The following is a 12,192-nucleotide window of genomic DNA, read 5'->3' on the forward strand; positions in this document are numbered from 1 at the left end:
TACCGGGCGCTTCCTATCCTTACGGTTGTCCGCTGCCCGCTCGCTTGCCCTGTGCTCCCATGCTTCGCTCCCTCGTTGCTGCGCTCCTCACCGCCGGACTCCTGGTCGCCGGCTGCCAGAAGGCCCCGCCCGCCACGCAACCCGAAGCGGCGCCCGCGGCCGATGCGTCCATTGAAGGTGTCGGCGAACCGGCGTGGGTATCGGATGCGGCGGTCTACGAGCTGTTCATCCCCGACTTTACCGAAGCGGGCACATTTCGCGCGGCCATCGGCCGGCTGGACGCGCTGGACCGGCTGGGCATCAACACGATCTGGCTGATGCCGATTCACCCGATTGGCGAGGAGCGCCGCAAGGGGGCGCTGGGCTCGCCTTACGCCATCCGCGACTACTACGCCGTGAATCCGAACTACGGCACGAAAGAGGATTTTCGCGCTTTTGTGGACGCGGCCCACGCGCGGGGCATCAAGGTGATCATCGACTTTGTGGCCAATCACACGGCCTGGGATCATCCGTGGACCGAGGCGCACCCCGCGTGGTACACCGGCGGCGCGCCCATGGTGCCGGTGAGTCCGAGCGGCGACACGACCAACTGGACCGACGTGGCCGATCTCAACTACGACAACCCGGCGCTGCGCCAGGAGATGATTGACGTGATGCAGTACTGGGTGCGCGCGTTCAACATCGACGGCTACCGCTGCGACGTGGCCGGGTGGGTGCCCGACAGCTTCTGGACGGCGGCCATCGACTCGGTCGAGACGATCAAGCCTGTGCTGATGCTGGCCGAGCATGCCGATCCGGCCATCCACCAAAACGGCTTCGACTGGACCTACGCCTGGCCGTTTTACGGCGCGCTGAAAAAGGTGTGGGCCGATACCGCCTCGGTGCGCACACTCGCTGCGCAGGTGGATACCACCTTGCAGGCGCTTCCGCCCGGGGCCGAGCGGCTGCGCTTTACCACCAATCACGACGAGACGGCCTGGGATGCCCCGCCGCCCGCGCTCTTCGACGGGATAGCAGGCGCTCAAGCGGCGACCATGCTCGCCTTCACCATGTCCGGCATCCCGCTCATCTACAACGGGCAGGAGCTGGGCGTGCGCGAGCCGGTGCCGTTTTTCGAGGCGACGCCGTACGACTGGTCGCAAGAGAGCGCGATGCGCCCGTTCTTCCGGACGTTCTTCAGCCTCTACAGCGACAGCGAGGCCCTGCGCGAGGGGGCGCTCGACGTGCTCGATGCCTCCACCGACGACGTGCTGCTGTACACGCGCACGGCCACCGAGGATACGCTTCTTATTGCCGTGAACGTGCGCGACCGCGCGGCCACCGTGCCCGTGCCGGCCACCTTCCGCTCCCGCGTGCTCACCGATGCCATCGAGGGCGTGCGCATGGAGGCCGCGGCGATCGAGCTGCCGCCCTACGGCTTTATGTTGCTGGAGGTGGAGTGAGGCGCGGCCGCCGGGTAGGGAAGCGAGCCGCGGGCGCAGCCGCGCAGGGTCGTGAACGGCGCGTTACGCGGCGGTCTCTTCTGCTTCTTCTTCCGCGGCCTGCGCGGCCTCGTACAGGTCGGCGATGACGGTGGCCAGGAGCTCGGGGCGCTCTTGCGCGAGCTGATCCACAAGCGGCAGAAACTGACGCACGGTCTCGTCATCGGCGGTGCTGTCGCGCCGGCGGTCTTCCAGCAGCGCCGTGGCCGTATCGGCCGGATCTTCGGGCAGCTCGGCCTTCTCCAGCTCAATGTCGTACGCCTTGGCCATGCGCTCCAGCTCAAATTCGTCCTCGTGCGTGGCCAGGATGATGGCGGTGCCTTCCTTCCCGGCGCGCGCGGTGCGGCCGGAGCGGTGGATGATGTACTCGTGATCCTGCGGCACGTCGTAGATGAACACGTGGCTCAGGTCCGACACGTCGATGCCGCGGGCCGCCACGTCGGTGGCTACCATCATGCGCGTTTCGCCACTGCGCAGCCGGTCGATGGCCTTCTCGCGGTCGCGCTGCGACAGGTCGCCCGACATCTCGTCGACGGCGATGCCCTGGTTGGAAAGAAATTGCTGCAGGTAGCTGACTTCCTTCTTGGTGTTGGCGAAGATGATGGCCGACTCCGGCTCCTCCAGCGCAATCAGCCGCTCCAGCGTCCGGTCTTTATCCATCGGGTTTACGAGGTAGTACCGGTAGTCCATCGCCGAGACGCTCACCTGCTCGGTGCTCAGCGACAGAAAGCCGGGGTCGCGCAGGAACGCGCGCGCCGCGTTGCGCACCTTGGGCGGCATCGTGGCGCTCACCATGTGCGAGGCCCGCTTGTCGTACGTCAGGTAGCCCTCAATCTCCTCAATATCGGGCAGGAAGCCCATCGACAGCATCTCGTCGGCCTCGTCCAGAATGAACTGGTGGACGGTATCCGCCTTGAAGTTTTTCTTCTTGAGATGGTCGAGCGTGCGCCCCGGCGTGCCCACCACCAGCTGCGCGCCGCCCTTCAGTGCCTCAATCTGCGGGCCGTAGCCGACGCCGCCGTACAGAAGCGCCACCTCCAGCTGATTCGTTTCGGGCGTGCCCAGCTTCATCCGCTCAAACTCTTCCTTGATCTGGCGGGCCAGCTCGCGCGTGGGCGTCAAAATGAGCGCCTGTGCCTCCTCCTTCTCCGGGTCGATCCGGTCGAACAGCGGGAGCAAAAACGCCCCCGTTTTGCCCGATCCGGTTTGGGCTTGCACAATCAGGTCGCGGTCGGCCAGCATGTACGGGATGGCCTTCTTTTGCACCTCCATCATGTCGGCCCAGCCGGCGGCGTACACGGCCTGCTCTACGCGGTGCGGCAAGCTTTCGAGCGTCGCTTCGTCGAGCGGCGGATCGGGGGCTTCGAGCGTTCCCACCTCGTCGCGGCGGGCTTTGCGTTGCGACTTTGAGGTCAGGTCGATGACCTGGGTGTAGGGGTTGGGCGAGGCGTTAGCAGCCATGAGAGTGAACGCGGGTCAAAGGGCGCAAAAATAGCGAAGGAAACGCGTAACAGTCCGTACGACGACAGCGGCGGCACGATCCTGCGGAACGATGCCTTCACAAAGGGCGCATGGGATCATCAGCGCACCCGAATCCGCTGGCCGGGCCGAATGCTGCCCGAGTCGAGGTTGTTCAGTTGCTTCAGTTCGCGCACCGAGGCGCTGTACTGCCGCGCGATGCTCCACAGCGTATCGCCGGTTTGCACGGTGTAGTACGCCGACGACTGCGCGGCGGGGTCGGCGGCGGTGGCGGCCCGCACCATCTCGGCCGAGCGGCCTTGTATGGTGACGGCGTTGGTGATGCGCTCGATGCCGTCTACGGTGCGTGCGGCTTGCAGGGCCTTGCGGTGGAGCGCGCGCGTCGGGACGTCGCCCCGCAGCGTAAGGTGCCCGCCCGATACGGAGGCTTCAAAGTTGTACGGCCGCAGCGCCTCGTACCGCAACAGGGCCTTGCGCACCTTGGTGGCCCGTATCGCGTTGCGAACGTGCGCGGCCACCGTTCCGGTTGGCGTAACGGCCAGCGGCTCATCGGCCGGGGCCCGCGCAGCAGCGGCCGGCGTGGATGCCACGGGACGATTGGGCGAAGGCGCGTCCTGCTGCGGGCTGTTCTGACACCCCCACAGGACGCTACCCAGCGCGATGACGATAATAAAAGGCTTGATGGGCATGATCGACACGTAATGCGTGCTTCCTGGCAAACCGGTGGACATACGCGATGTCCTCGGTGCAGGATTCATGCCGTTTGCGCTTCAATGCTCGGTTCTGCTTCAGCGGCGTGGTACTCGGTCTCGGTGCGCGGCGCTTCGATGGCGCCGTGCTCGGCCAGCCACCGCTCGGCATCAATCGCGGCCATGCAGCCGGTGCCCGCCGCGGTTACGGCCTGGCGGTACACATGATCTTGCGCGTCGCCACAGGCAAAAACGCCCGGCACGTCCGTGTATGTCGAATCGGGCTTGGTGAGGATGTAGCCGTTGTCGTCCATCGCCAGCCAGCCCTCAAACGGCTCGGTGTTGGGCGTGTGGCCAATGGCCAAAAACAGCCCCGTCACGTCGTCCATCACGCGGGTTTCGCCCGTCTTGTTGTTGATGACCTCCAGGCCCGTCACCTGGTCCTCGCCTAGCACGTCGGTCACCTCAGTGTCCCACACAAACTCGATCTTGTCGTTTTCAAACGCGCGCTCCTGCATAATTTTGGAGGCCCGCAGCTCGTCGCGGCGGTGAATGACATACACCTTCGCGGCAAACTTGGTAAGGAAGGTCGCCTCCTCCATCGCGCTGTCGCCGCCGCCCACCACGGCCACGGTCTCATCCCGGAAGAACGCGCCGTCGCAGGTCGCGCAGGCCGTTACCCCTTTTCCGATGAGGCGTTGCTCATTTTCCAACCCCAGGTATTTGGCGGAAGCGCCCGTGGCCACAATGACCGTTTGGGCGTAGAGCGGCGTCTCCTCGTCGACGAGCAGCCGGTACGGGCGCTCCGAGAAGTCGACATCGGTGACGGTGCCGTAGCGCGTTTCGGTGCCAAAGCGCTCGGCCTGTTCCTGAAACTTGTTCATCATCTCCGGCCCCATGATGCCTTCCGGGAAGCCGGGAAAGTTTTCCACGTCGGTGGTAGTGGTGAGCTGTCCGCCGGGCTCGGGGCCCATGTACACCAGCGGGTTCAGGTCGGCGCGCGCGGTATACAGCGCGGCGGTCCAACCGGCCGGACCGGTGCCAATAATAACCACCGGGCGCACCTCGGCGCCGGAAAAGTCGATGCCGTCAAACGCCGATCGATCGGGCATGGTACCGTTGGTAGAAGCCATAGAAGGATTCAGGAAAAGAATCGAGAAAACAACGCACGCTGCGCGCAGCCCCCAATAGGCCTACGCGCAGCGAATGAAAGGGTAACAATCCGTTACGCGGGCTGTCCAATCAGCTGATCCAGCTTCTTGGCGAGCTGTCCCTTCGGCGCGGCGCCCATCATCTGGTCGGCCACGTCGCCCCCCTTAAAGAACAGGAGCGTGGGGATGGAGCGCACGCCGTACTCTTGCGCCATGCGCGGGTTGTCGTCCACGTCCAGCTTGCCGATCTTCACGCGGCCCGCGTAGTCGTCGGCCAGTTCGTCAATCACCGGTGCAATCATGCGGCACGGACCGCACCACGTGGCCCAAAAGTCCACCAGCACGGGCACGTCGGCATTCAGTACCTCGTCTTCAAAGTTGTCGTCGGTCAGGGTTACTACGTTCTCGCTTGCCATAAGGGCGTTGCTGTACGTGAAGAATCCAATGTAGCTATGTGTGCGTGCACGAAGCGATGCGTTACAAACGACCGCTTTTGCGCTACGCTTTATCGCATGAATGCTATAAAGCAAGTTCCGTTCCGCGGTGCAGGTTGGGGGCCGGGCCTGCCATCGTGGCAGGAGGCCCTACCGCATGCGGGAGGGGAGCGTCCCTTCGTAGGCGGTGCGGAGCGTATCCACGGGCGCATCGATGAGGACGGGCCCCTCGGCCGCAGCGATGCGCAAGCGCCCGTCGGTGGTTACGGTGCCCAGCCGGTGCGCGCGCACGGTCGCAGGGAGGGTGTCGGACAGCGCGTCGGCGGCGTCGGCCGGTACGCTGCAAACAATCCGCGACTGATCTTCGCCAAAGAGGACCGCATCGAGGCGCGCGCCGGGGGCGGCGGGCAATGCAAGATCCAGCCCCAAGCCCTCGGCCGGCAGCACCGACTCGGCCAGCGCCACCGCGAGGCCGCCGTCCGAGACGTCGTGGGCGTGTTGCACCACGCCGTTGCGGATGAGCGTGCGCAGGGCCTGCTGCACCGCGGCCTCCTCGTCGAGGTCGAGGTGCGGCGCGTCGCCCGCGGTTTGGCCGTGGGAAAACGCCAGGTACTCCGAGCCGCCAATGCTGCGGGCGTGCGTCCACGCCGCCGGGGTGAGGAGCACCACCACATCGCCCGGGGCCTGCACGGCGGCCGTGGTGGGGTGCGCCGCGATGTCGTCGACGATGCCCAGCATGCCAATCGAGGGCGTGGGAAAGATCGCGCCCTCCGGGTGCTCGTTGTACAACGACACGTTGCCGCCGGTAACGGGCGTATCCAGCGCCCGGCAGGCGTCGCCAATGCCGCCCACCGCCTCCGCAAACGTCCAGTACACCTCCGGCTTGTACGGATTGCCAAAGTTGAGGCAGTTGGTGATGGCGACCGGCCGCCCGCCCGCGCACGTCACGTTACGCGCGGCCTCGGCCACCGCAATTTGCGCCCCGCGGCGCGGGTTCAGGTACACGTAGCGGCCGTTGCAGTCGCTCTTTACGGCGAGCCCCTTGCGGGTGCCCTTGATGCGCAGTACCGCAGCATCGCTGGGCCCCGGCCCCACCACGGTGTTGGTGCGCACGGTGGTATCGTACTGCTCAAACACCCAGCGCTTGCTGGCGATGTTGGGCGCAGCGAGCAGCTCCACCAGCGCCTCGCCGGCCGTCGCGGGCGTCAGGTCCTCTATCGAGGCATCGTCAAAGGCATGCACGGTGTCGAGGTACGAAGGCCGCTTGGTCTCGCGGGTGTACACCGGCGCCCCGCTGCCGGCGTCCAGGTGCGTGGCCTCCAGGTCGGCCACGGTCTCGCCATGCCATAGCACCTCCACCCGTCCCGTATCCGTGACGGTGCCAATCTCGACGGCGTTCAAATCCCACTTCTCAAAGATGGCTTGCAGGTCGTCTTCGCGGCCGGGCGCAGCCACAATCAGCATGCGCTCCTGACTCTCCGAGAGCATAATCTCGTAGGGTGTCATCTCCGTTTCGCGGGTGGGCACGCGATCGAGTTGCAGCCGCATGCCGGTGCCGCCGGACGCGCTCATCTCGAACGACGAGCTGGTAATGCCCGCCGCCCCCATGTCTTGCACGGCCAGCGTAACCCCGGCCCGAATGGCCTCCAGGGTGGCCTCCAGCAACAGCTTCTCGGTAAACGGATCGCCCACCTGCACGCTGGGGCGGCGGTCTTCACTCGCGTCCGAGATTTCTTCCGACGCAAACGTGGCGCCGTGGATGCCGTCGCGCCCGGTGGCCGATCCCACGATGTACACCGCGGCTCCCGGTTCGCGGGCCACCGCGCTCGCAATTTCGTCGGCCTTTACCACGCCCACGCTCATTGCGTTCACCAGCGGATTGCCTTCGTAGGCTTCGTCAAAGTAGACGTCGCCGGCCACGGTGGGCACGCCAAACGAGTTGCCGTAGTCGCCGATGCCGCCCACCACCCCATCAAACAGGTAGCGCACCCGCGCATCGTCGAGCGGACCAAACCGCAGCGAGTTGAGCGCGCACATGGGCCGCGCGCCCATCGTAAAGATGTCGCGATGGATGCCGCCCACCCCGGTGGCCGCGCCCTGGTACGGCTCCACGGCCGACGGGTGGTTGTGGCTTTCCATCTTAAACGCTACCCCGAGCCCGTCGCCAATATCCACGAGGCCCGCGTTTTCCTCGCCGGCGGCCACAAGAAGTTGTGGGCCGTCGCTGGGCAGGGTCTTTAGCAGGTTCAGCGAGTTTTTATACGAGCAGTGCTCGCTCCACATCACCGAGTAGATGCCCAGCTCCACAAACGTAGGCGTGCGGCCCAGGGCATCAACAATCCACCCATATTCTTCGGCCGTTAGGCCGTGCTCTTGGGCCAGGGCGGCGGTTACTTCCGGGTCGTTGGGCAGCGCAGTGGGCATAGCAGGCGTCGTTGGCTGAAAAGGGGCGCACCGGTAAGGTATAAAACGCAGCGGACCGGGTCAGGTGCGCGGCGCAACACTTCGCGAATCACGTGGGAATTTTCGTGACACGCCCCGCGACTGATTTTTGCTCGTTTGCGGAGATTGCCACGTACCACAGGCATGACCTACGGCCCTCGCCTTCGCTCCTCGCAATGACATTGAGGACGGAGTGCCAAAACGATGCGTTGGTGGTTCAGACGGCCATTCGGCTCGGTTCGCCCAACTGCACGCGCAACGTACAGAAAAGCAATACCCTTCTTGTCATCGCGAGGAGTGAGCGCAAAGCGAGCTACGTGGCGATCTCCCTGTACGCGCAAAAACGATCGGTTGGGGAGATTGCCCTTCCATGATGACCTTCGGCTTCCGCTCCAGGATGATCCAAAGGCCTCCAGGCTCACTGCGTTCGCTCGCAATGACAACAGAGAGAACGTGAGGAAACGGAGCGTTGGTGGTTCAGAGGGCTGTTCCGGCGGGTTTGGCCAACCGCACGCCATGCGCTCGGAACAAAGTAGCGAATGGATGCATCCAATACGATCCGCTAATCACGACAGCGGTGTTCTTTTACATATGGGGATGACACGGCTTCGACGGGTGGTAAACGTGCAGTGGACTGTCCTGCCGAGCTTCCTGATACGCTCGTAAATCAGGTCAGGAACGTGTAACTGCGGACGATTACTCGTACGCGATGGCGGCGTAAACCCGCCATCTGTCTCTTTCTCGGCTCGGCTATTGGCCGGTTAGAGACATCGATTAGATAGCCTTGCGCTTGTCCGTTCCGGCTGCACGGACGAGCGTTAAAATCAATCAGCCTTGGCGACGGCTTGGCCCGGTGGACGGGCTCTAGGCCGAAGCGACACTCAAATGCTGTCCACTATGCAGGTAGAGGTTCAACGTGTACGGCCACTCGGACCCGGGTTCGACTCCCGGCATCTCCACTAGTAGTTAGTAGCTTGTAGTACGTTGCAGCCCCTCGGCTTTTTTGGTCGAGGGGCTTTTTTATTGCGCGTGTGTCGTTACGCACTGAGGTCGATGGGCTGCAGCGTCTCGGTATCGGTAAACCAGAGCCCGGCCGAGGCGACGCGCGCGTCGGGCTGGGCGTTCCAGTAGCGGGCGTACTGCCGCACCTGCTGCACGTACGGGTGATCGTCGGGCACGTACGGCAGCGTGGCGTCGTTGGGTAGGCGATCGGTTTTGTAGTCGACGATGTGCCAGCCGTCGGCGTCCCGGTACAGCAGGTCGATGACGCCGCGCATCACCACGGGCGTCCCCTCGGCGTCGGGCGTGCACGTCACAAACGGATATTCGGCGTAGGCTACGTCGGCGTCTCGGATCTGCGCGGCCAGCGGGGTCTGGCGGAAGCGCTCCAGGGTGGTGTGTGCGCGCCGGGCGAGGGCCGCGGCATCGAGCGACGGGTCGGGCGCTTCCAGGCGTGCATTGACGGCCGCCAGGCGCTCCTGAAGCACCGCAACCGCCGGGGGCCGCGGGTCGTCGGCACGGGCCTGCACCCACCGCTCCAGGGCGTCGTGGATGACCGTCCCGTAGGCCGCGCCGTACCCGCTCGTCCACCGCAGGGGCGTGGCGTTGTGCTTCCCGCCGCTCACGGTGGCCGTTGCAAAGGTGGGCCGCGTGAGAGCGTCCGGACGGTCGCCACCTCCATCCGCGGGGGGCGGCGCATGCACGTGGGGCATGGGGGGCGGATCGGCGGGGGCCGCTTCGCCATCGGCCGGTGCCCCAGTGCGCAGGCGCGGGGCGTCAATGGCTTCGGTGTACGCATGCAGCGGCTGCCACGTCGACGCGCAGGGATCGCCGTCCTTTTTGGGACCGTAGGCAATCACCAGCAGATTTTCGGCGCGTGTGGCGGCCACGTAGCGCAGGCGATGCTCCTCGGCGGCCTGGTGCGCGTCCTCCAGCGGCGCAAACACATCGTTCCATCCGCGGGGCGCGTGGGTGGCCGTTGCGCGGTAGGAGCCCTGCTGCATGAGCGGGGCCACGAGGCGTGCGGGGCCGTCGGCGGGGCGGTACACGTGCTGGGTGGCCTGGCCGTGCGACCGGCCCTTGGGCCCTGCCAAGAACACCACGGGCGCCTCCAGCCCCTTCGCCTGATGCACGTTCATGATGCGCACGGCTTGCGGGGAGCCGCTGTGGAGCGTGCGGCTGTCTTCTGGCTCCTCGCCGTGCACGATGTCGTGCAGGACGTTGACGAGGTCCGACCAGTGCGCGCCCTCGCCGGCGTGGCGTTGCAGGAGGTCGAGCGCGGTGAGAAGGCGTCCGGCCTGCAGTGCGCGCCCCGAGGGGTCGGACGGCGTGGCTACGGCCGGGAGCAGCCCCAGCCGCTCCACCACGTCGTGCAGCGCCAGTGCGGGCCGCTTCGATTGCAGGAGCGTGCGCACATCGGCCAGCCGCTCCGCGGCGCCCGCGAGACGCCGGGCGGTGTCGGACGGCAGCGCGTCGCGCACGGCCGCCTGGCGCGCCCCGGACAGCGCATCGAACGCCGCACCGTCGGCCGCATCGCAGGCCACGCGGTAGGCGTAGAGGTCGTCGTCGCTGCAGCCCACGAGGCCGCTGCGCAGGTACGCGAGTTGCGCCACGGCATCGTCGGGGCGCACAGCCGCCCGCAGCGCCGCCAGCAGATCCTGCACCGCCGGGCCATCGCCCAGGTCCTCGCTGCCGGTAATGGCAAACGGGATGTTGTGCGCGGCCAGCGCTTTGGCGTACATCGACAACCGCTTCTTTTTACGGGTGAGCACCATGAAGTCGCCGTAGGCCGCTCCGCCCGGAAACACCACATCGGCGGCGTCTTGGGGCCCCGCCATCGGATGGGCCGTGCCGCGATCGACGGCCGCGCGAATGAACCGGGCAATCTGCTGGGCCTCATCCGCAAAAAAAGCATCCGTGTTGCGGCCGTACGCGCCGGTTTTCAGCACGCGAACGCACGCATCCGTTCGGCCCGCGGGGCGGTGCGCAGCAAACGGCTCGTAGCTGGCCTGCACGGTTTCCTCGTCCGTCCCCTCGTCCTGATGCTCCGCAAACAGCTCCGTGAAGGCGTCGTCGCAAAATTGAAGGATCTCGGGGCGCGAGCGAAAATTGAGCCGGAGCGATGTGACGCGCCCGCCGGTTGCCTCCATCCGCTCGGTGACGGCCTCAAAAATGGTGATGTCGGCGCGCCGGAAGCGGTAGATAGATTGCTTGTCGTCGCCTACGATGAACAGGCTGCCGGGCCGGGGCGTGCAGGTGCGCCAGTCGGTGGCGGTGGGGTCGGTGCTGGTCAGCAGGAACAAAATCTCGGCCTGGAGCGGGTCGGTGTCCTGAAATTCGTCGACCAGCAGGCGCGGGAAGCGCTGGTGCACGGCCGTCCGGATGTCGGGGTGATCGCGGAGCAGCTCGCGGGTCCAGTACAGCACGTCGTGGTGGGTCAGCAGCCCCTCGGCCCGGCGGCGCGCGGTGTACCGCTCGGCGGCGGGGGTTACAAACGCTACGGCTTGGCGGTGGGCATACGCCGTCCATTCCGTTAGGGGCGGCTGCACGGCTGCATAAAGGGCCGGATAGGCGTTGTCGCGCAGGTGCCGAGCAGATTCGTACGCCTCACTCCCCGATGCGCCCCAGCGGTTTAACTTCACGCGTCCCTTTTTCTCTTTGGTTCCTTTGCACAAGGCCTGAAGAAAGCGGGCCTGGTGGGCGGGGGTGTCGAGCGGCAGATGGCGCATCATGTCTTCGGCCCGATCCAGCGCTTGTTGGGCGCGGTCGCGGTCGCCCAGCGGCGGGTCCGGGCGTAGCGCTTGCCACCGCTCCACGAACGCCCGCGCGGTGTCCACCGCCTCGTCAAGCGCGGGCGGCGCGTCGGGCGCGTTGGTGTACGGCGTCAGCTCGGGGTGCGCGCTGAACGTGGCATACAAGCTCTCCAGCCGCTCCATCGGCAGCCCCAGCGTGTCCTCCAGCTCAACGCGCAGCGGGTCGCCGGCGCGCTCCTGCACGTAGGCCTGCCACGTGGCGGTGCGCAGCGGCGCAAGGTCGTCTTCCTCGGCGCCCACCATAAAATCAAGGGGAAGCGCCGCCTCAAACGCGTAGGTGCGCAAGATGCGTCCATAAAACGCGTGCAGCGTGCCAATGAAGCATTGCTCTGCCTCGGCCTGGGCCTGCCGGATCCGGTGCAGCTCCTCGGTGGGCGCGTCCGATGTGTGTGCGCGTTGCGTGAGGGCTTCGGCCGTGCGGCGCAGCTCGGCATGAAAGCGTTCCTTCATCTCGCCGGCGGCTTTGCGCGTGAACGTGATGGCTGCCAGGTCGCGCGGACGGGCCGCGCCGGTGCGCAGCAGCGCCACCATGCGGGCCACCAGCGTCGTCGTTTTGCCCGATCCCGCCGCGGCGCGCACAACAAAGTTCGTGTCGGCCTCGAAGGAGTCCAGCGACGGGAGGGGCTCGTCGGGTTGCCACGGCCCGATGCAGGCGCGGGCGGCGTGGTCGGCGGAGGCGTTGGGGGCGGTAGACATAGCGCGGT

7 protein-coding genes and 1 other RNA gene are annotated in these 12,192 nt (G+C 66.1%); 2 read left to right on the forward strand and 6 right to left on the reverse strand.

The features are described from left to right. Positions 1-59 precede the first annotated feature (59 nt). Positions 60-1,442 (forward strand): alpha-amylase family glycosyl hydrolase, encoded by a 1,383-nt coding sequence (locus SALLO_RS16700; RefSeq protein WP_022836305.1) that lies wholly within the window; start codon positions 60-62, stop codon positions 1,440-1,442. A gap of 63 nt (positions 1,443-1,505) precedes the next feature. Here the strand turns inward: SALLO_RS16700 and SALLO_RS0110740 are convergent, their stop codons facing one another. The 5 genes from SALLO_RS0110740 to purL all read right to left on the reverse strand — a co-directional run bounded on the left by SALLO_RS0110740 (position 1,506) and on the right by purL (position 7,658). Continuing rightward, the gene (locus tag SALLO_RS0110740) at positions 1,506-2,942 is read right to left on the reverse strand and encodes a DEAD/DEAH box helicase (protein ID WP_022836306.1); all 1,437 of its coding nucleotides are present in this window, start codon (positions 2,940-2,942) and stop codon (positions 1,506-1,508) included. 119 nt (positions 2,943-3,061) lie between these two features. Then, complete coding sequence (locus SALLO_RS17870) at positions 3,062-3,649, reverse strand: LysM peptidoglycan-binding domain-containing protein (protein WP_022836307.1); 588 nt, start codon at positions 3,647-3,649, stop codon at positions 3,062-3,064. Between the two features lie 65 nt (positions 3,650-3,714). Continuing rightward, positions 3,715-4,782, reverse strand: coding sequence for a thioredoxin-disulfide reductase (gene trxB / locus SALLO_RS16710; RefSeq protein WP_084696263.1), 1,068 nt, complete (start codon positions 4,780-4,782; stop codon positions 3,715-3,717). A gap of 92 nt (positions 4,783-4,874) precedes the next feature. Further along, positions 4,875-5,216: a thioredoxin gene (trxA, locus tag SALLO_RS0110755; RefSeq protein ID WP_022836309.1), complete on the reverse strand. Its 342-nt coding sequence runs from the start codon at positions 5,214-5,216 to the stop codon at positions 4,875-4,877. A gap of 168 nt (positions 5,217-5,384) precedes the next feature. Further along, complete coding sequence (gene purL, locus SALLO_RS0110760) at positions 5,385-7,658, reverse strand: phosphoribosylformylglycinamidine synthase subunit PurL (RefSeq protein WP_022836310.1); 2,274 nt, start codon at positions 7,656-7,658, stop codon at positions 5,385-5,387. A gap of 611 nt (positions 7,659-8,269) precedes the next feature. On the opposite strand from purL, the gene ssrA reads away from it, so the two are divergent. Beyond that, positions 8,270-8,638, forward strand: a transfer-messenger RNA (tmRNA) gene (ssrA, locus tag SALLO_RS18260). A 75-nt stretch (positions 8,639-8,713) separates the two neighbouring features. On the opposite strand, the gene SALLO_RS16715 is transcribed toward ssrA, so the two are convergent. Beyond that, positions 8,714-12,184: a UvrD-helicase domain-containing protein gene (locus SALLO_RS16715; RefSeq protein WP_022836312.1), complete on the reverse strand. Its 3,471-nt coding sequence runs from the start codon at positions 12,182-12,184 to the stop codon at positions 8,714-8,716. Between the last annotated feature and the right edge of the window lie 8 nt (positions 12,185-12,192).

It is taken from the genome of Salisaeta longa DSM 21114 (genome assembly GCF_000419585.1).
GTDB classification, from domain to species: Bacteria; Bacteroidota; Rhodothermia; order Rhodothermales; family Salinibacteraceae; genus Salisaeta; species Salisaeta longa.